19 protein-coding genes are annotated in these 24,353 nt (G+C 69.2%); 7 read left to right on the top strand and 12 right to left on the bottom strand.

Annotation, left to right across the window (positions count from 1 at the left end):
• Nucleotides 1–20 precede the first annotated feature (20 nt).
• From ACGFIE_RS10190 to ACGFIE_RS10200, 3 genes are all read left to right on the top strand, one after another.
• Entirely contained in the window at nucleotides 21–812 is a 792-nt protein-coding gene (locus ACGFIE_RS10190; RefSeq protein ID WP_393293076.1) for an SDR family NAD(P)-dependent oxidoreductase, read from the top strand.
• 419 nt (nucleotides 813–1,231) lie between these two features.
• Nucleotides 1,232–1,735, top strand: coding sequence for a hypothetical protein (locus tag ACGFIE_RS10195; RefSeq protein WP_393293079.1), 504 nt, complete (start codon nucleotides 1,232–1,234; stop codon nucleotides 1,733–1,735).
• Nucleotides 1,736–1,809: 74 nt separating this feature from the next.
• On the top strand, nucleotides 1,810–2,070 hold the full coding sequence (locus tag ACGFIE_RS10200) for a transcriptional regulator (protein ID WP_393293081.1): 261 nt from the start codon (nucleotides 1,810–1,812) through the stop codon (nucleotides 2,068–2,070).
• Between the two features lie 50 nt (nucleotides 2,071–2,120).
• On the opposite strand, the gene ACGFIE_RS10205 is transcribed toward ACGFIE_RS10200, so the two are convergent.
• Entirely contained in the window at nucleotides 2,121–3,017 is an 897-nt protein-coding gene (locus ACGFIE_RS10205; RefSeq protein WP_393293083.1) for an SDR family oxidoreductase, read from the bottom strand.
• A gap of 145 nt (nucleotides 3,018–3,162) precedes the next feature.
• Between ACGFIE_RS10205 and ACGFIE_RS10210 the strand changes: the two genes are divergently transcribed.
• The gene (locus ACGFIE_RS10210; RefSeq protein WP_393293085.1) at nucleotides 3,163–3,687 is read left to right on the top strand and encodes a TetR/AcrR family transcriptional regulator; all 525 of its coding nucleotides are present in this window, start codon (nucleotides 3,163–3,165) and stop codon (nucleotides 3,685–3,687) included.
• Nucleotides 3,688–3,761: 74 nt separating this feature from the next.
• Here the strand turns inward: ACGFIE_RS10210 and ACGFIE_RS10215 are convergent, their stop codons facing one another.
• The 7 genes from ACGFIE_RS10215 to glgX form a co-directional block, all read right to left on the bottom strand.
• Complete coding sequence (locus tag ACGFIE_RS10215) at nucleotides 3,762–4,907, bottom strand: helix-turn-helix domain-containing protein (RefSeq protein WP_393293088.1); 1,146 nt, start codon at nucleotides 4,905–4,907, stop codon at nucleotides 3,762–3,764.
• A complete protein-coding gene (locus tag ACGFIE_RS10220; RefSeq protein ID WP_393293091.1) occupies nucleotides 4,894–5,055 on the bottom strand; it encodes a hypothetical protein in 162 nt (53 codons plus the stop codon). Before ACGFIE_RS10220 ends, ACGFIE_RS10215 begins: the two co-directional genes overlap by 14 nt.
• 112 nt (nucleotides 5,056–5,167) lie before the next feature.
• Complete coding sequence (locus ACGFIE_RS10225; RefSeq protein ID WP_393293217.1) at nucleotides 5,168–6,358, bottom strand: helix-turn-helix domain-containing protein; 1,191 nt, start codon at nucleotides 6,356–6,358, stop codon at nucleotides 5,168–5,170.
• A 258-nt stretch (nucleotides 6,359–6,616) separates the two neighbouring features.
• Nucleotides 6,617–9,085, bottom strand: coding sequence for a protein kinase (locus tag ACGFIE_RS10230; protein WP_393293093.1), 2,469 nt, complete (start codon nucleotides 9,083–9,085; stop codon nucleotides 6,617–6,619).
• 131 nt (nucleotides 9,086–9,216) lie between these two features.
• The gene (gene treZ / locus ACGFIE_RS10235) at nucleotides 9,217–10,941 is read right to left on the bottom strand and encodes a malto-oligosyltrehalose trehalohydrolase (RefSeq protein ID WP_393293095.1); all 1,725 of its coding nucleotides are present in this window, start codon (nucleotides 10,939–10,941) and stop codon (nucleotides 9,217–9,219) included.
• On the bottom strand, nucleotides 10,938–13,244 hold the full coding sequence (gene treY / locus ACGFIE_RS10240; protein ID WP_393293097.1) for a malto-oligosyltrehalose synthase: 2,307 nt from the start codon (nucleotides 13,242–13,244) through the stop codon (nucleotides 10,938–10,940). The genes treZ and treY overlap by 4 nt, the downstream gene beginning before the upstream one ends.
• 1 nt (nucleotide 13,245) lies before the next feature.
• Nucleotides 13,246–15,363, bottom strand: a complete 2,118-nt coding sequence (gene glgX / locus ACGFIE_RS10245; protein WP_393293100.1) for a glycogen debranching protein GlgX — start codon at nucleotides 15,361–15,363, stop codon at nucleotides 13,246–13,248.
• Nucleotides 15,364–15,698: 335 nt separating this feature from the next.
• On the opposite strand from glgX, the gene ACGFIE_RS10250 reads away from it, so the two are divergent.
• Both ACGFIE_RS10250 and ACGFIE_RS10255 read left to right on the top strand, forming a co-directional pair.
• Nucleotides 15,699–17,162, top strand: coding sequence for a glycosyltransferase family 4 protein (locus ACGFIE_RS10250; protein ID WP_393293102.1), 1,464 nt, complete (start codon nucleotides 15,699–15,701; stop codon nucleotides 17,160–17,162).
• Nucleotides 17,163–17,359: 197 nt separating this feature from the next.
• Nucleotides 17,360–18,004, top strand: coding sequence for a maleylpyruvate isomerase N-terminal domain-containing protein (locus ACGFIE_RS10255; protein WP_393293104.1), 645 nt, complete (start codon nucleotides 17,360–17,362; stop codon nucleotides 18,002–18,004).
• Between the two features lie 186 nt (nucleotides 18,005–18,190).
• Here the strand turns inward: ACGFIE_RS10255 and ACGFIE_RS10260 are convergent, their stop codons facing one another.
• The 4 genes from ACGFIE_RS10260 to ACGFIE_RS10275 all read right to left on the bottom strand — a co-directional run bounded on the left by ACGFIE_RS10260 (nucleotide 18,191) and on the right by ACGFIE_RS10275 (nucleotide 23,267).
• Nucleotides 18,191–19,474, bottom strand: a complete 1,284-nt coding sequence (locus tag ACGFIE_RS10260) for a citrate synthase (protein WP_393293106.1) — start codon at nucleotides 19,472–19,474, stop codon at nucleotides 18,191–18,193.
• 190 nt (nucleotides 19,475–19,664) lie between these two features.
• Complete coding sequence (locus ACGFIE_RS10265; RefSeq protein ID WP_393293108.1) at nucleotides 19,665–21,680, bottom strand: sulfatase-like hydrolase/transferase; 2,016 nt, start codon at nucleotides 21,678–21,680, stop codon at nucleotides 19,665–19,667.
• Nucleotides 21,673–23,103 carry a methyltransferase gene (locus ACGFIE_RS10270; protein ID WP_393293111.1) on the bottom strand — a complete coding sequence of 477 codons (1,431 nt, stop codon included), beginning with the start codon at nucleotides 23,101–23,103 and terminating at the stop codon, nucleotides 21,673–21,675. Before ACGFIE_RS10270 ends, ACGFIE_RS10265 begins: the two co-directional genes overlap by 8 nt.
• A 14-nt stretch (nucleotides 23,104–23,117) precedes the next feature.
• Nucleotides 23,118–23,267 (bottom strand): hypothetical protein, encoded by a 150-nt coding sequence (locus ACGFIE_RS10275; RefSeq protein ID WP_007459587.1) that lies wholly within the window; start codon nucleotides 23,265–23,267, stop codon nucleotides 23,118–23,120.
• Between the two features lie 180 nt (nucleotides 23,268–23,447).
• On the opposite strand from ACGFIE_RS10275, the gene ACGFIE_RS10280 reads away from it, so the two are divergent.
• Nucleotides 23,448–24,305, top strand: coding sequence for an arginase family protein (locus tag ACGFIE_RS10280; RefSeq protein ID WP_393293113.1), 858 nt, complete (start codon nucleotides 23,448–23,450; stop codon nucleotides 24,303–24,305).
• Nucleotides 24,306–24,353: the final 48 nt, after the last annotated feature.

Raw genomic sequence — 24,353 nt, forward strand, 5'->3', positions numbered from 1 at the left:
ACTCACGAGGAGAACAGCACGTGGACCTGCAGCTCAGCGGCAAGACCGCCTTCATCAGCGGATCCAGTCAAGGCATCGGCTACGCGACCGCGAAGGCCCTGGCCGGCGAGGGTGTCAACGTGGTCCTCAACGGCCGCGATCCGGCGAAGCTGGCCGAGGCTGTCGACGTGTTGCGCCGGGAGGCGCCCAACGTGTCCGTCACCGGTATCCCAGCGGACTTCTCGGTTGTCGAGGACGTCGACAGGCTGTGCGACGAACTGCCAAGCGTCGACATTCTCATCAACAACGTCGGGCTCTTCGAGCTCAAGCCCTTCGACCTCATCTCCGACGAGGAGTGGCGGCGCTACTTCGAGGTGAATGTGCTCAGCGGGGTCCGGCTCGCTCGGCACCTCATGCCGGCAATGCTCGATCGGGGGTGGGGCCGGATCGTGTTCGTGAGCAGCGAGTCGGGCGTCAACATTCCCGCCGACATGATCCACTACGGCACGTCCAAGACGGCGATGCTCGCAGTGGGCAACGGCCTGGCGAAGCTGACGAAGGGCACCGCGGTGACCGTCAACTCGGTGCTGGGCGGTCCCACCTATTCCACAGGCGTCGCCGAAACGGTCAGGTCGCTTGCCGATGCTCAATCCCTCCTCGAGGACGACCTGAAGGTGGCGATCATCGGCGCCAACCAGACCTCCCTACTGGGACGCTTCATCGAACCGAGCGAGATCGCGAACGCCGTGACCTTCCTCGCCAGTCCCGCCGCGTCCGCGATCAACGGATCGGCGGTACGCGTCGACGGAGGTGTGCTGACAACGATTCTGTGAGTCCGCCCGCCGAGTCCTGCGTCGGTGGCAGGTCGTGGGATCACCGGGCGGGCCCACAGCAGGCGGCGAAGCTGCTTCCGTCGCCAGTCGCGCCACGCCGGCCGGCGCCGGCTGCGCGCGGGCGACATCGGCGATGAGAGTACGCGCCAACACCCGGCACCGAACCTCAGCGGGCGCGACACTGTCCGCGTCGACAAGCGCGCGTGCTAGCCCCGCCCAAGTCACCACCTGGAGGTACGCCCGCGCGACGTCCACCAGGTACGCGCCCCGGCACTCGGCGGGCAGCCACCGCCACCCCTCCCGCGCCGCCGCTGTCCGGCGAAGATCCGCGCACCGTCGCCGCCCAGGCCTCCTGACTAGTTGCCTCATCGGAAAGAAGGTAGTACTTTCCAATGAGGCAACTAGTCAGGGAGGTCACGATGAGCAGGCAAGTCGATCAGCAGAGCGCGGCAGCAACTCTGGCCACGATCCAGGAGCACCAGCAACGGACCCGGCGCGCGGCGCGCGTGCCGTGGTGGGTCTACGCAACGATGTTCCTCCTGAGTGCCGCGGCATGTGCGGTCAACGACTTCGTCGACCTCGATGGCGCCAAGCTGCTCGCCGCGGTCGTCCTGGTCGTGCTCGTCATCGTTGCCGTGATCACTTTTGCCGGCCGATCAGCGCCACTGAGCAGGCTGCGCGCTGTGCGGCGCAGGCAGACATTCGCGCCACAGGCTTTCGGTGTGGTGGCGGTCGTCGGCGGTCTCGGCGGCTGGCTGCTCTCCCGTTACGGCAACACGATCGCTGACAACGTGGCCGGCGCGGTCGGCCTGAGCAACTACCCGAACACCGTCGCCGGGATACTCCTCGGCGCTGCGTTCACCGCGCTGTTCGCCCTGAGTCAGCTGCTGAGCGAGACCTTCCAACACCGAAGCGGCCGATGACCGACTCACCACCAACTGCGGGCCGGGCACCGGGCCTGGACCGGCTGCTCTCGGATCCGACACGGCTGGCGATCATGTCGGTGCTGACGGCTGCGGACTGGTGCGACTTCGCCTTCCTGCGGGACGCGGTGTCACTGTCGGACTCCGCACTGTCCAAACAGCTCAGCACACTCAAGAACGACGGGCAGATCGAGCAACGGCGCACGTATCACGGCCGGGTACCCAAAACCACGGTACGAGCCACCGACGAGGCCCGATCCCGTTTCGTGAGGCACGTCGAGGCGCTACGAATGATCGTGGAACGCGCTCAAGCCGGAGAACAGCCGCGGTTCTAGGTGTTTCGTAGCCCGGTTGACCCGACGGCCTACGTCTCGTCGTCGGGTTGTCAGGCGTGGGAGTAGGCGCCTGTGTTGAGGTCGTCCAGGAGGGTGGGGCCGGTGGGTGTCCAGCCGAGAATCTCCTGGGTGCGAGTACTGGAGGCGGGGATGTCCCTGCCGAAGAATCCGCCGATCCAGCCGAAGTGAGCTGGTGCGTTCTCGGCCGAGATGGAGGCGACGGGCACGTCGAGCGCGTGGCCGATCGCCTCGGCGATCTGGCGTGTCGGGACTCCTTCCTCGGCGATCGCGTGCAAAAGCGAGCCCGCGGGTGCTTTCTCCAGTCCGAGGCGGACGAGGCGGGCGGCATCGGAGCGATGCACTGCGGGCCACCGGTTCGTACCGTCGCCGATGTAGCAGGCAACGCCCTTCTCCCGCGCGATAGCGACGAGAGTGGTCATGAAGCCGTTGTCGCCCGCGCCGTGGGTGGTGGGGGCGAACCGCACCCCGACCACGTGCACGCCTCGGGCGAGGTAGTCCAGTGCGAGGTTCTCGCCGCCGCCGCGAGGGGTGTCGGGGCCGTGAAACGGGGAGGCATCGTCTTCGGTGGCGGGACGGCCACCGTCGACCGGGATGATGCCCGAGGCGAACAGGAACGGCCGACCCGAACCTTCGAGGGTGTCCCCGATTGCCTCGATCGCGGCTCGCTCGGCCCTGTTCGAGACGGCGGGGTTGTCGAAGTCGTGTTTGTTGGCGAGATGAATCACGGCCTCGGCGTCCGCGGCGCCCGCGCGGATGCTGTCGAGGTCGTCGAGGTCGCCGCGCCGGACCGTGACGCCTATGGCTTCCAGAGCGGCGGCGGAGGTGTCGGAGCGGGCGAGGCCGACGACGTCGTGACCGGCCGCGAGCAGCTCGTCGACGGTGGCGGAGCCGATCCAGCCGGATGCCCCGGTGACGAAAACGCGCATGGATGGATCTCCTTCTTGATGCCGGCCAACCAACATCCTGATGATGTCAGTTGCTGTCATCAGCCTAGCGCATGATGTCAGTCGCTGTCATCACTATGCTCTCCCTATGGCGCGATGGGATCCAGGTGCGAGGCAGCGCCTACAGATGGCGGCACTGGAGCTCTATGTCCGACAAGGCTTCGAGAAGACGACCGTCGAAGAGATCGCCCAGAGCGTCGGCCTGACCGAGCGCACGTTCTTCCGTCACTTCGCCGACAAGCGCGAGGTGCTGTTCGACGGACAGGACATGCTGCAACAGGCATTCCTGGACGGCGTGCGCGCAGCCCCGCCGTCCGCGTCGCCGCTGGAGATGGTCACCGCAGCCCTGGCGGTCGCGGCGGAGTCCTTCGCCGACGAACGACGGCCCTGGTCACGTCAGCGCCACGCGGTCATCACGGCGAACCCCGGCCTACTGGAACGCGAGCTGTTGAAGAGGGCATCGCTTGCGGCGGTGGTAGCCGGCGCGTTGCGTGCGCGCGGCGTCGCCGAGCGAGCGGCCGTCCTCGCGGCGGAAACCGGCGTGACGGTTTTCAACGTGGCCTTCTCCCAGTGGATCGCCGAGGACGAACAGAGGTCACTAGCCGAGGTCGAGCGTGAGGTGCTGGAAGAACTGAAAGCACTGGCAGCTTGACATTCTTGCCGTCGAAGCCCCGATGGCTGCCTTTGTCCTGTCCCGCCGCCCGGCGCTTGGGTCGCCGCAGGTGCTCAACGGGTGAGGCCGACCAATGTCGCCAGTCGCGCCACGCCGGCCGGCGCCGGCTGCGCCCGGGCGACATCGGCGATGAGAGTACGCGCCAGAGGCCGGCACCGAACCTCAGCCGGCGCCACACTGTCCGCGTCGACAAGCGCCCGCGCCGCCCCGCGCAGGTCACCCACCTGGAGGTACGCCCTGGCGGCATCCACCAGGTAGGCGCCTCGATACTCGGCCGGCAACCGCCGCCACCCCTCCCGCCGCACCACAGTCGAGTGCCTGTGCAGTGCCTCGACGGCGTCACCACGTGAGGCTGCCACCAGCACTCGCGCCAGCTCCACGGTGACCGGGCCGAAGCTGGTGCGGTGCTGATCGTCGTACCCCCGAAGGTTTGCGGCGACGCCCGCGGCCCGATCGGTCAGCTCGCCGGCGCGACGGTGCTCGCCGCAGCCCGCGGCGGCCAGGGCGGCCTGGACCAGCAGCGTCCCGCCCACTGCCCACTCCCCCGCCGACCGCTGCGGCCGGACACGGTTCGCGGCGGCGAGGGACGCGGCCAGGGCCAGGCGGTCGCGGCCGGCGGCGCGGAGCGCCTGGCTGACCGAGACGGCCGCCGTCGCCGCGAGCGCCGGGTCGTCTCCGGCGGTGGCCATCGCGCGGTCGGCGGCCAGCCAGCCGAGGTCGGCCTCGCCGAGCTTGACCAGCAGCGACGAGGTGATGCGGTACGCCTGCACCAGCAGCTCCGCCGACCGCGCGCCCTGGGCGGCGTCGAGCAGACCCGGCAACACCCGCGTCAACTGCCCGTAGTGCGCGTGCTGATAGGTCAGCCAGGCGTAGCCGACCTGCCGCCTCAGCTCGTCCGTCTCCTGTGGGGCTTGCGGGATGTCGTAGCGGGCGAGCGCCGCCCGGATGTCGTCCACCCCATCCGGAGGGCCAGCAGGGGTGCCACGCGGCTGGCCGAGCAACACCTCCGGGTCGACGCGCAGGACGTGGGCCAGCTCCTGGATCACCGAGTACCGGTCCAGGGGGCGAACACCCCGCTCGATCTTGTCGACCCAGCTCTTCGACCTGCGCAGCCGGTCGGCAAGCATCTGCTGCGTCATCTGCCGCCGCACCCGCCAGCGCGCCACCCGGCGGCCGATGGGGAGGTCATCGTTGGTCACGCCGCCACCGCCGGTCCGGGACCGCGCGGGTCGTGTCGTCTACGGGTACGCGCTCCGCCTCGGCCTGGGCCAGGAGGCGCTGCTTGGCAGCCTCCCGCTCGGCGGCCTCACCCGTGTTGTCCGGAGCGTTGTCGTCCTGCCTGCTCATCCCCGCCTCCTCCGTCAGAGGCCCGGGAGGCTCGCCACCCCAGGCCATGGGGACGCGTCCACGTCCCAAACCGGACAGTAGGGCGGATTAGTGATGCGGTGATTACTCGCAGTTATGCGGCCAGGTTGATGCCGATGCGGCCAGCGAGCAGCCGCAGGTCGTCGGGGACGGCCCGACGCTGGGCACGCTGCGCGAGCGTCACCACTGCATCGCGGGCGAGCGGGTTGATGGCGAACGGGATCGGCGCGGCCTGTTCGGCCCGGATGAATGCCGCGAGGGCTTCGGCATCCCGGCGACCACCGTCTGCCAGCGCTCGCCCGATATCCAGCCAGTACGACAGTTGGCGATTCGATGCCTTGAGGACCTGCGGCCGTATCGTCCGGGACAGCTCGATGATCTTGCCGTACTCGCCCTGCTCAGCCGCGATGGACATCTTCCAGAGTCCGACATTGGTTGGCCCGAAGCAGCAGCCGTTGAAGCCACCGCCGTCGGCCGGATCTCCCAGACTCGCCGCCTCACGGGTTGCCTCCGCGAGGTGGTCGCGGGCAACGTCGGGGCGAGCGTCCACGGTCGAGGCCAGCGCTGCCATGAGGTGAAGCTGACCAAGCATCTGCCGCACTCGGACGTCGGAGGCGTCCCCCTGAAGCTCCGCCAGTGATCGGTCACTGACTCTGGCCGCCAGGCGCGCGGACTCGATCGGCAGGCTCTGCGCGTAAACGAACCGGGATGCGCCGATCCACGCTCGATCTTCGACGTCCTCGGCAGCCGATACGGATACTCGGGCCGCATTGAGGGCCAAGTGGCGGTAGCCGAGATGCCGGAGGCAGGTGGAGGCCAGGTAGGCGACCTGAGCGAGCGCGGCGCCGCCTACGGCAGCGGCTTCCAGCAGCAGGTTCGGGAGCATGCGGGCCATGGCCGGGTAGTTGCACGCATTGCGGAGCTGATCGGCGCTGGCGATCTCGGCCGCGAGGCGTTCTGTTGTGTAGGTCGACGGACGGCGTTCGCCGTCCTCGATCTCGATCAGGGCCGACCAGACCGCCGGCACGCACTCGGCTGCGCTCTCGCGGGCCGGATCACCGGGCTCGGTCCCCTGGCCGAGCAGGTCGGCCACCGTGACCTGAAGGGCGGCGGCGAGAGCGACCAGAGTGGATCGGCGGTCGATCGTCTTGCGGCCGGACTCGACCTGCGAAACGTATGACTGGGTGACACCAGCGAGTCCAGCGAGGACGGCCTGAGTCATGCCGCCCCGGCGCATCCGCCAGTACCGAATCCTGGCACCGATGGTGTCCGGCCTCTTCACCATACCCACGCCCCTCGGTGTAGAGGATCGAGACACCACCTAACGGCTGACCCCCGCGATTGGACGGTACACCAGCAGAGCGCCGAACGATAACGCTTAGTGCCCAAGAAACCTCGCCCGCCCACCTTGGCTCGCCGCAGCGTCGCAGCTGCCTCCGGTCAATTCAATACATTCAACGACTAGGCAGGGAACCGAAGTCGCACCGGCTCATGTTCTCGATTTGCTGAAGCGGGTCAACCAAAAATGAAACAGCGGGGCCGCCTAAATATGGTCGGCGCCCCGCCCAACCGCGCTCAAAGCTGTCCGCGCCTCTCGGAATGCGTCAGACGTCAACCGGTATCCATTAGTATCCTGATACGCTAACATCTTGTTAATAATATTGAATGTCCGCTGGCTAACGTTCTTTCTGGCTAGCACACGAAGATCAGCTATGGTAGCCCTGCCAATCTCCGCCCCGCCAGCAAGTTGAAGCAGGGTGAGACCGAGTTGGTAAAGATCAACCTCATGAGTCCAATTACCATGCATTACACCAGGCGGCAAATAATATGGTGTTGCACTCACTGTCCGGACCGGAGCACCAGCAGCGACCGAAATGTTGAAGTCAATTAATACAGGTCCGCGCCCCTTGCTCAGGATGATGTTCGCTGGCTTGATATCCCGATGCACAACTCCGTGCTGCGCCTCGAAGATCGCCTGCGCGACATCGCCGTCAAGTTCGTCGTGACGCTTACGTAGTTCATCGACTCGGGTCGGGCGCGGATGCATCCTCTCCAGAGCACTCAAGAGCGCAACAGTCCACCTCAGGAGTGCTGGTTCTGACGGGCGGGTCGACGCTTCACAAAAGTTTCGCAGCGTAGGCCCCTCGACGTACTCCATCACCAAGTAGGCATCGCCATTAGGCAGACTGCCTGCATCGATAATCTTCACGATGTTCGGATGGTTAAGCGTCTGAAGGATATCCAGCTCCCGCTGCACGCTGCTGAGTTTTCCATTTCGGACCACCTTCAGAGCAACCACCTCATCAGGTTCGTCCTGCCGATGAGCCTTATAGACCCTGGCGAAACCACCTGGAGCGCCTACCGTGTGCTCGATAACGTAATCGCCCACCTCTCTCCCCGGCTGAAGGTCCAGAGATCCGAAGACATCGGGTGAGCGCTCGATTGCCCTCAACTGCCTCTGGAGGTAAGTCTGGAGGAGATTAATACATAGCTGTGGGACGGTGTGTGGGTCCTTACAAATTCCGTATCCAACCAAGTGGGCGACATCAGGTGGGGACGATCTAGCCCAGTCGGCGAACTCATTCACCTTGCCTTCAGCAAGGAGCGTCAACAGGTAATACTCATCCGGATAGTCATCACGCAAGGTCGAGACCAACTGGTCCAAAAGTGATGAGCGCTCAACCAAGAGATCTTGCGCAAGCAGCCTGACATCGCTTTCGATTACACGAGTAGCATTCCGCCTACTCGGCTGACGGGCGTGTGCGATCGATCCGAGTGCCCGCAGCAAGGCCGGGTGGCCACCGGTCTGTGCATAGCTAGAGGAAAGCGCATGAGTCTCCCACTCGAGGCCTATCCGTTTCCCGATCGTAGCGAGCAAGTCGGCGGCCTCATCCAGATTTAGTGGACTCAAGTACTCCCGGGTGAAGTAATTGTATACTGGATTGTCGTCAGGACCGATCTTCGCGTCCTCAACGCATTTAGGATTGGTTCCAGAAATGATGTAAGAGAGCCTGCCAGGAAACTGCTGGTCGAGTCCACGAAGCAGTCGCCATAGCTGAACGAAATTTCGTTGCGCATCCGATGAAGGATTTGGCGGAAGAATCCGCTCAATTTCGTCCAGGAAAATGACGATCTTCTTGCGACGCTCTCTCAGGATAAGCTGTATATCGTGATCGTACAATTCAGCCACAATGCTTGGATCAGGAATATCCAAGAAAAGCCGATATTGACCGAACAGGCGGAGATGTTTTATATCGCGAACTCGTCTATGGGAATCGAAGATCGATTGCCCAACTGACCAAAGGACGTAAGAGACATCCGCCCTAATCGCCGCCGCTCGCTGTAAATCGATCTGCGCGACGAAACATCTGCCGTCCTCTCGGACGAGCTGAGCGAGTCTATTGACCAGAGATGTCTTTCCGATCTTCCTAAGCCCGAAGATCCCTTGATGCCCTGACCCCGTAATCACCTCTTGACGAAGACGCTCCAGCAATCGACGCCGACCGAAGAAGTCTTGCGATTTTGTTACCGCACCGGGCAAGTTGTACAGGTCGCGAGCATACGCTTGCGATTGCAGCAATCCTCGGAAGTCAGTATCGCCGTGTGGTTTGCAAGAGCGGATACGGTCCAAACTGAAACCCACAAAGAGCGTGCCACTCTCGTCACTGTATTCACGGACTTTATCGCCGGTTCGGCGATCTTCAGTAAGTATGATGCTAATAGATCTACTAAGCCTAACACCTGTAGACCGGATTATGTCAGCGGCCTTATCGATCTCACTAGCCTGCAGCTGGTCATATTCGGCGACCAGAACCAGCACTTCCCTTGTCTCCCCCAGGGCAGCCTGAAGCGCCTCCGATAATTTTACAAACAGCCCCCATACTCGGGCATTATCTGTCGCCTTCGTGTACTCGATAGAGAGTCCGCCGGCTTGGAGCGCCGCAGTGACGTCCCGCCTAATCCGACTCCCCTGAGTAAATCGCTCAAGCGCACCGACAGGCAGTGGAGACATAGCCCGACACGTTACCGGCACACGCACCGATCCCCTCGTGTTGGTCGGCTAGCGGTCAAAGGGGTTGCCAGCAAACGCCTTAGATGGCATGCACTCAGCGGTCGCAGATGGCGCCTTGTGATGCGTATGCATCAAAGCGCCACGATCGCCGCAGTCTCCGCAGGCAGCTCGATCCGGTCCCGCATCACGGTGACCCCCTCCCCCGTAGCCAGCAACACCCGCCGAGCCACCCCAGGCAGCGACACCCCCTGCCCCCGCCCAGCCAGGTTCGCCACGACAAGCGTGTCCCCCCGCCGCATCAGCAGGAACTGGTCCCCGTGCTGCACAGAAACCGCGTGCAACCGAGGATCAGAGAGATCAGGCACCGACCGCCGCAGCCCAATCAACCGCTGGTAGAACGCCAGCATCGAAGCATGCTCAGGCTTGTCCAGCTCGGCCCAGTCCAACCGGGACCGCACGAACGTCTGCGGGTCCTGCGGATCCGGCACGTCCCCCTCCGGCCACCCGTGCGACGCGAACTCCCGCCGCCGCCCGGTCCGCACCGCGGACGCCAGCTCCGGCTCCGGGTGCGACGTGAAGAACTGCCACGGCGTTGAGGCGGCCCACTCCTCCCCCATGAACAGCATCGGAGTAAAGGGCGCGGTCAACAGCAACGTAGCCCCGACACGCAAAAGAGAAGGCGACAACGAAGCAGAGATCCGGTCCCCGGTAGCCCGGTTTCCGATCTGGTCATGGTTCTGCAGGTAGGCCACCATCCGGTGCCCAGGAATCCGAGGATCGACAGGCCGCCCGTGGTGCCGGTTACGGAAGCTCGACCACGTGCCCGCGTGGAAGAACCCGCCGGTCAGCACGTCCGACAGCGTCTCCAGGGAGCCGAAGTCCCCGTAGTAGCCCTGCCGCTCCCCCGTCAGCAACGTGTGCAGCGCGTGATGGGCATCGTCGTTCCACTGCGCGTGCAGCCCGAAGCCACCCGCCTCTCGAGGCGTGATGAGCCGAGGGTCGTTGAGGTCCGACTCGGCGATCAGCGACAACGGCCGCCCCAGGTGCGTCGACAGGGACTCGACGGCGATGGTCAGCTCTTCCAGGATGGGCACCGCCCGGGTGTCGAGCAGCGCGTGCACGGCATCCAGACGCAGCCCGTCGACGTGGTAGTCGCGCAGCCACATGAGGACGCTGTCGATGATGTAGCGGCGTACCTCGTCGGAGTGCGGGCCGTCCAGGTTGACCGAGCGGCCCCAACTGTTGCTCTGCTCGGCGAGGTAGGGCCCGAACCGTGGCGCGTAGGCCCCGGAGGGCCCGAAATGGTTGTAGACGACGTCGAGGATCACCCCCAACCCCTTGGCGTGGGCGGCGTCGACGAACCGTTTCAGGCCGTCGGGGCCGCCGTAGGGCTGGTGCGGGGCATACCAGCAGACGCCGTCGTACCCCCAGTTGTGTTCGCCGTTGAAGGCGTTGACCGGGAGCAGTTCGATCAGGTCGACGCCCAACGACACCAGGTGGTCGAGGCGCTCGATGGCCGCGTCGAAGGTGCCCTCGGGGGTGAAGGTGCCGATGTGCAGCTCGTAGAGGATGCTGCCGGGCAGTTGCCGCCCGGTCCACGAGCTGTCGGACCAGTCGAAGGCCGAATGGTCGTAGAGGCGGCTCGGCCCGTGGACGCCGTCGGGCTGCCAGGCCGAGCGCGGGTCGGGCAGCGGGATGTCGTCGCCGTCGAGCAGGAACGCGTAGTCGGGGCCGCCGTCGGGCACCTCGACCCGCCACCAGCCGTCGGCGGCGGCGCGCATCTCGTGGTCGTCGGCGCCGGGCAGGTGCAGCCGCACGCGGGTGGCGTCGGGCGCCCACACGGAGAATTCGGTCATGAAGCAGCCTCCGCGTCATCGGTGGGAGGAGCCAGCAGTGCGACGGGATAGTCGGCCAACAGGTCGGCCAGTGAGGTCTCCCCGCCACTGTAGACCCGCCCGGTGAACAGGTCCTTCACCTCGTTAACACCAAGCGACAGGACTGTGTCGCACCACCCACCGGCGCGTGCCAGGCCCAGCGGCAGGCGGGTCGCCACGGTGATCGCGCCGCCCCTGTCGAAGGCCAGCACGTGTCGACCCTGCGGCCCGTGCGCCGGCACCGGCCGGTAGGAGGTGAACAGCTCCGGGTGCGCCCGCCGCAACCGCAGCGTCCGCGACACGACGAGCAGCTTCGCCGCTCCGTCGGTGTCGATCGGGGGACGCCAGCCGCCGTCGAGCCGCGCCAGCATCTCCCGGCGTACGTCGAAGTCGACGGGCCGCCGATTGTCCGGGTCGACCAGGGAGTTGTCCCACAGCTCGGTGCCCTGGTAGGTGTCCGGAACGCCCGGCATCGTGAGTTGGATCAGCTTCTGCCCGAGCGAGTTGCACCAGCCGGCCGGAGTGATGGCGGCGGCGAGTTCGGTCAGCTCGTCGTGCAGGCTCGGGTCGTCGTACATGCGGTCGATGACCGCGTGCATGGCCTGCTCGAAGACCGGGTCCGGGTCCGCCCAACTGGTCGAGGCCGCGGCCTCCCGGGCGGCCTTCTCGGCGTACGCGTGCAGCCGCTCCCGCTCGATCGGCCACGCGCCGACGGCCGTCTGCCAGAGCAGGTGGGCGAACGCCGGGTCGGGCAGCGGGGCGTACTCCATCCATCTCTGGACCTGCTCGGCCCAGCGGCCCGGCAGCTCGCTGAGTACGGCGAGGCGGGCGCGCACGTCCTCGCCGCGCTTCGTGTCGTGGGTGGAGAGGGTCGTCATGCTTGCCGGCCAGCGGACCTGGCGGGCGCTGGCGAAGCGGTGGAACTCCGCCGGCGGCACCCCGAAGTGGGCGGGGCTGCCGCCGACCTCGTTGAGCGCCACGAAGCGGGTCCAGCGGTAGAACGCGGTGTCCTCCACGCCCTTGGCCATCACCGCGCCGGTGAGCTGCGGGAAACGCATCGCCAGCTCGTCGTCCTGGTTGCGCAGCCGACGGGTGATCGCGTCCAGGGCGCCGGTCAGGTCGGGGCGGCGGCGGCCGGCCTCGGAGCGGGCGGCGGCGAGGTGCCGGGCGCCCTCCGGCGGGTAGCCGCGGTAGACCGGGAAAGCGGCGGCCAGTTCGGCGAGCGCGGCGCGGGCCCGCTCGGTGGGCACCTCGGGGGCGAGCGCCGCCAGCCGGGTCAGCTCGGCGGCGAGGAGCTGGGTGGCGGCGGCCAGCTTAGTGGTGTGGGTCAGGTCCTGCCACGACGTGTGGTGCCCGGTGAGGCGGGTGTCCAGCGCCGTGAAGTCGCCCTCGGTGTCCGGGTCGACGAACAGGCCGTTGACAGCCGCGAGGGCGTCGTAGCCGGTCGTGCCGTCCACCGGCCAGTCCGGCAGCTCCTCGCCGTACTCCAGGATCTTCTCCACCACGAGCCAGGCGTCCGGCGCGGCCTCGCGCAGCCGGGCCAGGTAGCCGGCGGGGTCACGCAGGCCGTCCGGGTGGTCGACGCGGATGCCGTCGACCTCCCCCGCGGCGGCCCACCGCAGGATCAGCTCGTGGGTGGCGGCGAACACCGCCGGGTCCTCCACGCGCAGACCCGCCAGGCCCGCGATGGCGAAGAACCGGCGGTACGTCAGCTCGGCGTCACCGCGCCGCCAGGAGATCAGCTCGTAGTGCTGCCGGTCGTGCACCTCCCGGGCGGTGCCGTCGCCGGTGCCGTCGGCGACCGGGAAGCGGTGCTCGTGGTAGCGCAACTCGCCGTCGACGAGCTTCAGGTCGTCCAGGGCGGCCGGGTCGTCGGCCAGCACCGGCAGGAGCAGCCGGCCCCGGTCCCAGTCGATGTCGAACCAGTCGGCGTACGACGAGTCGCGCCCCCGGCGCAGCACGTCCCACCAGGCCGGGTTGGCCGGCGGCACGGCGACCCCTGCGTGGTTGGGCACGATGTCGACGACCAGGCCGAGCTGCCGCTCGCGCAGCGCCCGCAGCAGCCGCTGCCTGGCGGCCTCGCCGCCCAGCTCCGGGTTGACCGCCCGGTGGTCGACCACGTCGTAGCCGTGCGCGGAACCGGGGGTGGCGGCCAGCAGCGGGGCGCTGTAGAGGTGGCTGACGCCCAGCTCGTCCAGGTAGTCGAGGATCGCGGCGGTGGCGTCCAGGTCGAAGCCGGGGCGGACCTGGACGCGGTAGGTGGCCTTGGGAGGGGTGGCCGGCATGTCAGATCGTCCTCTCCAGCACGACGAGGGACCGGTCCGGCACCCGGATGGTGCCGCCCGCGCTGATCACCGTGGCGTCGTCCGGCTCGGGTTCGGCGGTGCTGATCACCCGTTCCCACTTCTGCCCGTACTCGGAGCCGGGCATCGTGAAGTCCAGCGGCGCGTCGTGGGCGTTGAAGCAGAGCAGGAACGAGGCGTCGTGGTGCTTCTGGCCGTACTGGCCGCGCTCCCGGATGCCCTCGCCGTTGACGAACAGCGCCACCGAACGACCGAAGTCGTTGCCCCAGTCCTCGCCCGTCATCTCCCGCCCGTCGGGCGTGTGCCAGGCCAGGTCGGGCAGCGGCTCGTCGATGCCGCGCCCGTTCACCGGCAGGCCGGTGAAGAACCGGCGGCGGCGGAACACCTGGTGCCGCTTGCGGAAGTCGGTCAGCGTACGGACGAAGTCCAGCAACTGCTCGTCGACGTTGTCCCAGTCGACCCAGGCAAGCTCGCTGTCCTGGCAGTAGGCGTTGTTGTTGCCGTGCTGGGTGCGGCCCAGCTCATCGCCGTGGCCGATCATCGGCACGCCCTGCGAGAGCATCAGGGTGGCCAGGAAGTTACGCCGCTGCTTGGCCCGCAGGGCGAGCACCGCGTCGTCGTCGGTGTCGCCCTCCACGCCGCAGTTCCAGGACCGGTTGTGGCTCTCGCCGTCCCGGTTCTCCTCGCCGTTGGCCTCGTTGTGCTTGTCGTTGTACGACACCAGGTCGTTGAGCGTGAACCCGTCGTGCACGGTCACGAAGTTGATGCTGTGGAACGGGCGGCGGCCGTCGTCCTGATAGAGGTCGGCCGAGCCGGAGATCCGCGACGCGAACTCGGCAAGCGTCGCCGGCTCGCCGCGCCAGAAGTCCCGCACGGTGTCCCGGTACTTGCCGTTCCACTCCGTCCACAGCGGCGGGAAGTTGCCCACCTGGTAGCCGCCGGGGCCGACGTCCCACGGCTCGGCGATCAGCTTCACCTGGCTGACCACCGGGTCCTGCTGGACCACCTCGAAGAACGTCGACAGCCTGTCCACCTCGTAGAACTCGCGGGCCAGGGTGGCCGCCAGGTCGAAGCGGAACCCGTCGACGTGCATCTCGGTCACCCAGTACCGCAGCGAATCCATGATCAGTTGCAGCGAGTGCGGGCTGCGCACGTTGAGGCTGTTACCGGTGCCCGTGTAGTCGACGAAGTAGCGCCGGTCCTCCTCGCTGAGCCGGTAGTAGCTCGGCGCGTCCACGCCCTTGAAGCTCAACGTCGGCCCGAGGTGGTTGCCCTCGGCGGTGTGGTTGTAGACCACGTCGAGGATGACCTCGATGCCCGCCGCGTGCAGCGCCTTGACCATGCCCCGGAACTCCTGCACCTGCTGGCCGAGGCGACCCAGGGCCGAGTAGCCGTGGTGCGGGGCGAAGAAGCCGATGGTGTTGTAACCCCAGTAGTTGCGCAGACCCAGGTCGACGAGGCGGTGGTCGTGCACGAACTCGTGCACGGGCATCAGCTCGATCGCCGTCACCCCGAGCCGGGTCAGATAGTCGATCATCGGCGGGGAGGCGATGCCCGCGTACGTGCCGCGCAGCTCCTCCGGGATGTCCGGGTGCCGCATCGTCAGCCCGCGCACGTGCGCCTCGTAGATCACCGAGTGGTGGTACGGCGTACGCGGCGGCTTGTCGTTGCCCCAGTCGAAGTACGGGTTGACCACCACCGACTTCGGCATGAACGGCGCCGAGTCGGTCTCGTTCATCTTCTCCGGCTCGCCCAGCTCGTAGTCGTACACCGCCGGGTCCCACTGGACGTCACCGTCGACGGCCTTGGCGTACGGGTCGAGCAGCAGCTTGTGCGGGTTGCAACGCAGCCCGTTCGCCGGGTCGTACGGGCCGTACACCCGGTAGCCGTAGCGCTGCCCCGGCTCGATCCCCGGCAGGTACGCGTGCCAGACGTAGGCGTCCACCTCGCGCAGCTCGACGCGGCGCTCGGCGCCGGTGTCCCACTCGTCGAAGAGGCAGAGTTCGATCCGCTCGGCCACCTCGGAGAAGATGGCGAAGTTGGTGCCCATCCCGTCGTAGGTGGCGCCCAGGGGATACCGCTCGCCCGGCCAGACCTGCATGTCGCTCCTTCAGCACTTGATCACGAGCGAACCGCGTCGTGAGCGCACGGGAGGTCGGACCCGCCCGCGCGCACGCCGGTATTGCCCTGCGCCCCCACGCGCCAATCCATCCTTTCAGGCGATGACCGAAAACCACCTGTCTGATGCGCGCTACACCCTCAGGTGTCCTCCGTCACCATGGGCCTTTTGAAGATGCGTTCCCGGGCTCGATGCCCTTTGCTTGTCGGGGGACACGCGTTCGCGCGTGCCTCACTCGGCCCTCGGCCACCCCTTCCCACCCTCACTCCGCCGCCACTGCTGCCGGCGCGTGCCACCACGTATGGACGGAGACTGATGTGACCACGCTGCGGGTCGGCGAGCAGCTCGCTATCGCCACGGATCGGGCCCACCGGCCCACCCTCACCTCCCGGCCCCAGCTTCCGGCGCAGCCCGGCCCGTCCGCGCATTCCGGCCTCGGCGCGCAGCCTGCCGCGATCGTGCCGGCGCAGCCCGGCCCGGGGGTGCCGCCGCAGACCCGTCGCATCCTGATGCTCTCGTGGGAGTACCCGCCGGTGCTCGTCGGCGGCCTCGGCCGCCACGTGCACGCCCTCTCCGTCGCCCTCGCCGCCGCCGGCCACGACGTCACAGTCGTCACCCGCCACGCCGAGGGCGCACCCCTCGAGGAGTACGCCGACGGAGTGCGCATCCTGCGCGCACCCGAAGACCCGGTCACCTTCCCCCTCGCCACCGGCTCCCTCCTGGCCTGGACGATGGCCTTCAACCACACCCTCACCCGCACCGCCCTGCGCGCCACCCAGGCCGGCAGCTACGACGTCATCCACGCCCACGACTGGCTCGTCGCCCACACCGCGATGACGTTGCGCGACCACCTGGACATCCCGCTCGTCAGCACCATCCACGCGACCGAGGCGGGCCGGCACCAGGGCTGGCTGCCCGAGGAGATGAACCGCACCATCCACGGCGTCGAGCAGTGGCTCAGCAGCGAGTCCGGTCGGGTCATCGTCTGCTCCGGCTACATGCGCGACGAGGTGGGCGCGCTGTTCGGCGTACCGGCCAGCCGCGTCGACGTGGTCGCCAACGGCGTCGAGTCGCACCGCTGGAAGGTGCCGGCCCGGGACGTGGCCGCCGCGCGGGCCCGGTTCGCCGCAGACGGCCCCCTGGTCACCTTCGCCGGCCGGCTCGTCTACGAGAAGGGCGTGCAGCACCTCATCGCCGCCCTCCCCCGGCTGCGTGAGCGGCACCCCGGGCTGCGCGCCGTGATCGCCGGCGACGGCCCGTACCGCGCGGAACTGGAGGCCGAGGTGCACCGCCGCGGCCTCGGCGGGATGGTCAGCATGCCCGGCTTCCTCGGCGGCAACGACCTGCCGGCGCTGATGGCGGCGTCCGACTGCTTCGCGGTGCCGAGCATCTACGAGCCGTTCGGCATGGTCGCCCTGGAGGGCGCCGCCGCCGGAGCGCCCCTCGCCGTTGCCGCCACCGGTGGCCTCGCCGAGATCGTCGAGCCGGGCGCGACCGGGATGACGTTCCGCCCGCACGACCCGGACGGGCTCGCCGACGCCATCGACGCGCTGCTGTCCGACCGTGAGCGCGCCCGCGCCATGGCCCGCCGCGCCCGCCGGATGGTCCACGACCAGTACGGCTGGACGGCCATCGCCCAGCACACCGCCGCCAGCTACGCCGCCGCCATCGCCAACGACGCCGCGTTCACCGCCGAGCGCACCGAGCAGCGCATGTCCCAGGGTCGGGCCCTTCCGGCACTGCCCGAGGGCAACCTGCTCGCCGCCGCCGGCCTGCGCTGAGGCGCTTCCGGCTCCTCCGGCCCGTTTGATCGACTCGGGTTCCTTGAAGTCGCGGTGTCCCCACGCCGGGGATACCGCGACTTCCTGGAACCCGAGTCGATCACGCACAAGCGGGCTGGCCGGGCTTCGCCGCCCAGCGCCGGTCGCCAGGCCGAGCTGGCCCGGCGAGGGCCGGCCGGGCCTGTCAGAATGTGCGGATGTCTCGTCCTGTTGACGCCCTGGACTCCGCGTTTCCGGTCGCCGCCTCCATCGCCCTGGACCTGATCCGCCGCCCCGAGGTGTCCGCGCAGTGGTCGCGCCCGAGCGCCCTGCCGCACCTGTCCGTGGGCGCCCTGGCGTGCCACCTCGGGCGTCAGGCCGTACGCGCGGCGGAACTGCTGCCGAGCCCCGCCGACCTGCCCACGCTGGAGTCGGCCGACAGCCACTACGAGCGGGCCGCCTGGGTCACCGACGGCACCCCGGACGCCGACGCGGTCGCCGCGGGCCCGGACGAGGCCGACGCGGCACGCGGCCCGGCGGACCTGCACACCCGCTCGGCCGACGCGCTCAACGCGGTCACCGACCTGCTGTCGCGGGGTGCCGCCCTCGACGTCGTGCCGATCCCGTGGCAGGGCTGGTCCCTGCGCCGCGCCGACTTCCTGCTCACGCGCCAACTGGAGATCGTCGTGCACTCCGACGACCTCGCAGTGAGCGTCGGCGTGCCCACGCCGGAATTCCCGGCGGAGGTCTTCGACCCCGTACGCGACCTGCTGGTCCGGTTGGCCGTCCGCCGGCGTGGCCAGTCGGCGCTGATCGGCGCACTGAGCCGCAGTGAACGAGCCCGGGACATCTCCGCCTTCTGACCCGCCGCGCCGCCGTCCGCGGCCTGCGCTTGATCGACTCGGCTTCCTGGAAGTCGGGGCATCGATGCCGCCCGGACCCCCCGGTTTCCTGGAACCCGAGTCGATCAAGGGTCCCGGACGCGACATGCCGGCAGGCCGCCGACCCGGATCGGGTCGGCGGCCTGCCGGTGGTGCGAAGGGTGGAGGTCAGCGCTCGCCGAAGGGGACGTAGTCCCGCTCGGGGGCACCGACGTAGACCTGCCGCGGACGGCCGATCTTGGTCTCCGGGTCGTTGATCATCTCGCGCCACTGGGCGATCCAGCCGGGCAGCCGGCCGAGCGCGAAGAGCACCGTGAACATCTTCGTGGGGAAGCCCATGGCCTTGTAGATCAGGCCGGTGTAGAAGTCCACGTTCGGGTAGAGCCGGCGGGAGACGAAGAAGTCGTCGGCGAGCGCGATCTCCTCCAGCTCCATGGCGATGTCCAGCAGCGGGTCCGGCTTGGCCATCCGGCCCAGCACGTCCTGCGCGGCCTTCTTGACGATGGCCGCCCGCGGGTCGTAGTTCTTGTAGACCCGGTGGCCGAAGCCCATCAGCTTGACGCCGTCCTGCTTGTCCTTGACCTTGCGGACGAAGGACCGGACGTCGCCGTCACCGGCGTGGATCTGCTGGAGCATCTCCAGCACCGCCTGGTTCGCGCCACCGTGCAGGGGGCCGAACAGCGCGTTCACGCCGGCCGAGACCGAGGCGAACAGGTTGGCGTTGCTGGAGCCGACCAGGCGGACTGTCGACGTGGAGCAGTTCTGCTCGTGGTCGGCGTGCAGGACGAACAGCATGTCCAGCACCTTCGACATGACCGGGTCGACCACGTACGGCTCCGCCGGCACGCCGAACGTCATGCGCAGCAGGTTGTCCACGTACCCCAGCGAGTTGTCCGGGTAGAGCAGCGGCTGCCCGATGGACTTCTTGTAGGCGTACGAGGCGATGGTGGGGACCTTCGCCATGAGCCGGACCGTGGAGATCTCCACGTGCTCGGAGTCGAACGGGTCCAGGCTGTCCTGGTAGAAGGTCGACAGCGCGCTCACCGCCGACGACAGCACCGCCATCGGGTGGGCGTCCCGGGGGAAGCCGTCGAAGAAGCGGCGCATCTCCTCGTGCAGCAGCGAGTGCCGCCGGATCCACTCGGTGAACTCGGTCAGCTGCTGCTCGGTGGGCAGCTCACCGTAGATGAGCAGGTAGGAGACCTCCAGGAAGGAGGACTTCTCGGCCAGCTGCTCGATCGGGTATCCCCGGTAACGCAGGATCCCCGCGTCGCCGTCGATGTAGGTGATCGCGGATGAGGCAGCCGCGGTGTTGACGAAACCGGGGTCGTACGTCGTCATCCCGGTTTCCTTCAGCAGCTTGCTCACCCCGATGCCAGCGGGGCCCTCGACCGCGGAATGGACCGGCATCGACAGCTGCCCACCGGGGTGATCGAGCTTGACTTCCGTCATGTGGTTCCTCGCTTCGCCGGCAGATCTACGTTGAATTGCCTTCGCTTCTACCGTAATTGCGGCCCGGGGGACACCGCCCGCCGTGGTTCGGCGGTGAGGTATGCGTCACCCGATTCCCGACCGGGCAGCCGGGAAACCCGCCGTCCCGCCAGGCGGGAGCCGAAAGAAACCCCGCCGAGAGGCCGGACGATCAGGACAACGTGAGGCGTCGTAGCGTACCGTCCGCCGCGACCTGGTAGACGTCGAGCTGGTTGGTCCCGGCGCGGAACAGCCGATCGTCGGTCAGCAGCGCGGCGAAGCGGCGCCCGCCCGGGTCGGTCGGCACCACCGGGACCACCGCGCCGATCCGGCCGTTGACGGCGACGGCCAGCAGCGTGCCGTCCGGTATCGCGTCCGGCACGTCACCCCAGACCAGCGCCGGCAGGGTGCCGGTGTCCGGGTCGGTCGCCCGGAAGGCGGCCAGGTCGGCGATCCGGGCGCTGCCCCCGGTCGGGCCGGCGCGGACCTCGGTGCCCACCAGGGGGTGCGGCGGCGGCAGCGGCGGCGGCGTGGGCACCCCGCCGGGGAAGGTGACCGCCCGCCCGGGGGTGTCGTAGAAGTGCTTCGTGGCGTCGGCGCGGGGGGCCTGCCGGGCGGAGCGGCCGTCGACGTGCCAGGGCAGGCGGATGCCGGCGGCGTCGGCGACGGTGGGCAGCAGGTCGACGTGCTCCCAGTTGCGGTCGTCCACCCGGCCGGACTGCTGCCCGGGTTCCTTGACGAACATGGGCACCCACGCGACCTCGCCGGCGGCGGCCCTGATGGCGTCCATGCCCCGGCCCTGCGCGCCCGGGTGGAAGCTCACCCCGTGGTCGGCGGTGACGACGACGAGGGCCTGGTCGTAGAGGCCGCTGGCGCGCAGCGTCCGCAGGGTCTCGCCGATCAGCCGGTCGGTGTAGCCGAGTTGGGCGAGGTGGCGCTGGCGGGCCAGCTCGACCCAGCCGGCGCCGTCGTTGGGCAGGTCCTCGGGGGCGTCGTAGCGGGCGCCGGACGGCAGGTACGTCCACGGGGAGTGCGGCATCAGCAGGTGCAGGAAGTGCAGGGCGGGTCGGGGTTGCGGCTTCAGCCCGGCGAGGAAGCGGGTGAACCGGACTGGCTGGTTGTCGTCGAGGCTGTCCCAGCGGAACTTCGGGTCGGCGGGGACCGGCTCGGCGGCGTCCAGGCCGGCCTCGACGCGGGTCTGCTCCCGGTAGGAGTCCTCCGGGTCGACGCGGGTGTTCGTCGGCCCGGCGACCTGGCCGAGCAGCTTGCCGGTCTCCCGGACCAGCACGCCGAGGCCCTGCTCCGGCGCGACCGGCTGGTCGCAGCGGCTGGGTGGGCAGAGCCGGGTGATGCTCTCCTGGGCCTGGATGTCGTAGAGGCCACCGAAGGCCGTGAAGAGGTTGTCCGGGTACTGCGAGTAGTGCGGCGCGACCGCCCGCGCCGGGTAGCGGCCGGTGAGCATCGCCGGCAGCGCGTTAGGCGTCCAGCCGCTGACCCCGGTGGCGTTGCGGTACCAGGTCGAGCCGCCGGCCAGCTCGGCGAAGTGCGGGAACCGGGCCGCGTCGATCCGGCCGTCGCGGCCGAGCAGGCTGACCAGCGGCAGCTCGTCGAGGATCAGCATGACCATCGGCGGGTGCACGGCCGCGCCCTGCGTGGTGCCGACCGCGCCGCCGTCGCCGCGCGGCAGCACGACCGCCGAGGTGGGAGAGACGAACAGGAACAGCGCCACGAAGGCCACCGGTCCGGCGGCGGCCAGTCGTAACGCGCGGCCCGGCGACCGCCACCGCCGGTGCGCGGCCGCGCCGCCCAGACCGGCCAGACCGGCAAGCACCAGCAGGGGTACGCCCCGAAGCGGCACCGTGTGCCGGCCCACCTGCACCGCGAAGGCGGCGAGCAGCAGCCCGACGAGCACCGTGTGGGTGAGCGCGCGGGCGGTGCGGCCGGCGAGTCGACTGAGCGCGCCGAGCAGCGCCACGGGCACGGTGGGCGCGACGGCCACCAGGGCGACGAGCAGCAGGATCTGGGTGCGGTCGGCGCGGTGGAAGAGGAAGAAGTCGGGGCTGCGGCCGAGCACGTCCAGCAGGGGCTGGGTGACGACCAGTCCGACAAGCGCCACGACCTCCAGCAGTCGGCCCACCTCGCCGCGCCAGCCCCCCTCCCAGCGGCCGGTGGATGGCGGTTCAGCCACCCATCACCGCCCGGTAGAGCGTGCGGGTGCCGGAGGGCAGCTCCAGCCGGTCGGTGATGCGGCCCCGGGCTTCGACGAGCCGTTCGAAGGTGTCACGCCGGTAGTCCGGGAAGAGGCCGTCGGGCTTGTTGGCCAGCAGCCGAGCGGCCATCGGGTCGTCCGGGTGGACGAACTCCACCACCACTGCGCCGCCGGGCGCGGTCAGTCCGGCCAGCCAGTCGACGACCTCGGGCAGTGGCACGTTGCGGCCGATCGCCAGGTGGTGCACCAACGCCAGGGCGAGTACGACGTCCGCCGACGCCCGCTGGGCGAAACCGGCGCGCTCGACGCCGCGCCAACCGCCGCCGGGGGACGGGTCGGCCAGGTCGACGACGAGTGGCAGGATCCGTTGCTGCCCCTCGGAGCGCAGCGCCCGGTACAGCTCGTCGACCACTGCCGGGTCCTGCTCGACGGCGACCACGTAGTCGGCGTGGCCGACGGCCAGTCGGGCGTACCGGCCGTCGTTGGCGCCCAGGTCGAGCACCAGGCGCGGGCGTGCGGCGGCGGCCACCGCGGTGACCACGAACTGCTCCTTGGCGACCCGGTCGCGGGCCGAGTAGCCGCAGGTGCGCTGGTAGTCCGACCAGTGGCTGCCCGACGGGCGGTGCTCCAGCCGGCGCACGAGCTTCTCGATGCCGCGTACGGTGGCCGCCTGCAGGTCCCGGGAGTAGCCGGCGGCGCGCAGCTGGGCCTTCACGTCGCTGGTGCTGGCGGCGGCGTTGCGCTGCTGCATGGCGCCGTGCAGGTGCAGGTGGGTCAGGATGCCGGGGCGCAGCCGGCGGGTGCCGCCGAAGAGCGGGCGCAGCTGGTCGGCCTCGATGCCGTCGACCTGCGCGCGCAGCCAGGGCTGGAAGTCCACGCCCAGGTGGGCGGTGAGCAGCAGCGGGTAGAGCACGGTCTGACAGAACTGCCGGTAGCCGGCCCACGGCTCGCCGTCGCGGACCGGCTCGAAGGAGCCGATGTCGATGAAGACCGGTTTCGCGCCGCGCCACTGGAGGTTGTAGGCGGAGCCGTCCTTGGTGGTGAAGCCGTCGGCGAGGGCGGTACGCAGGATCTCCAGGTGCAGCAGCGCGGCGTCGCGCAGCATGCCGAACGACCACTCGTACGGGTGCGAGACGAACGGGATGCGCTCGTGGCGCAGCACCGCCGCCCACGGCGTGCCGGTCGCGGCGGGCACCAACGTGGGCGGGGCGTCCTCGGTGGCGCAGACCTTGCCGGCCGAGACGAGCGTGGGAAAGAACGGGCTGGCCGCGAGGGTCCGCCAGTGCTCGGCGGACTGGGCGTTCAGCCCGCGCAGCACCTCGTCGCCGACGTGGAACACCCGGTTGGCGGGGTCGCGGAAGGAGGCGGGCTCGGGGCGTACGCCGGTGGGTGAGGTCGTCATCGTCGCGGCGACCGCTACCGCTGGTCGGTGGGCTGCCGGCGGAACCGGTCGACGAGCCGCCGCCAGTAGAGCTTGGCGGCGACCGCGGCGCCGGCCACCCCGCCCACGACGGCCTGCACGATCAGGCTGCCGGATCCCGCGTCCAGGTAGGCCAGATGGATCACCGACCGCTCCTTCCCCTCGCCCGTCTCGACACCGGCGTCCCGGGAATGCAGCGGTGAGGCTTTTAACCCAGAAAGCCGGACTTGTCCATCACCGTACGCTGCTCGTCAGCGCTGTCGCGGCCACATCGGAGGACTCCCAGCCTCGCCACAGGAAGCCGTCCGCGTCGGTACGCTGCGAGGGTGCGCTGGACAGTCGTGGACGCACCTCTGGACTCCTCCGGCGCCGGGCGCGGCGAGGAGCGGGCCCCGGCTGCCCTGCGCCGGGCCGGCCTGCTGGACGCGCTCGCAGCGGACGACGGCGGGCAGGTGGACGAGGCACGGCTGCGCGACCCGGCGCGTGACCCGGCGAGCGGGGTGATCGGCGCGGCCGGCCTGGTCCGGGCCGGCGCGGCCATCACCAGCCGGATAGCGGCGCTGATCGCCGACGGCCGTCGGCCGCTCGTGCTGGGCGGGGACTGCGCGATCCTGCCCGGCATCTGCCGGGGCCTGCCGCGCAGGACGGAGCTGTGGTTCGTCGACGCCCACCCCGACTTCCTCGACGGCGCGACCTCACCGACCGGCGAGGCCGCCGACATGGACCTCTCGGTGGTCACCGGGCACGGCCCGGCCGCCGCGATCGGCGTCGACGAAGCGCTGCTCGGCCCCGGGCGGGTGCACCTGCTCGGGCACCGCCCGTCGTCCGACGACGACGGCCGCGTCGAGGTGGCCCGGATCGACCCGGCCATCCACCAGGTGCCCGCCGCCGACCTGCTGCGCCGGGGCGCGGGGGCGGTCGGGGCGGCCCTGGCGGCGGACGGCGACGGGCCGGCCTGGCTGCACCTCGACCTGGACGCCGTGGACCCGCGCGACCTGCCGGCGGTGACCTACCCCGAGCCGGCCGGGCTGCGCTGGCCCGACCTGGCGGCGCTTGTCACCCCGCTGGCCCGCGCCGACCGGCTGCTCGGGATGAGCGTGACCGACCTGAACGCCGACGAGGACCCCGACGGACGCCACGCGCGGCGCGTCGTCGAGGTCCTCAAGGACGTGCTGGCGGGCTGAGTCGACGCTCAGGGCCCCGTCGACAGGTAAGCCTCGTCGGTGCTGCCG

The organism is Micromonospora sp. NPDC049275, from assembly GCF_043197115.1.
Lineage (GTDB): Bacteria > Actinomycetota > Actinomycetes > Mycobacteriales > Micromonosporaceae > Micromonospora.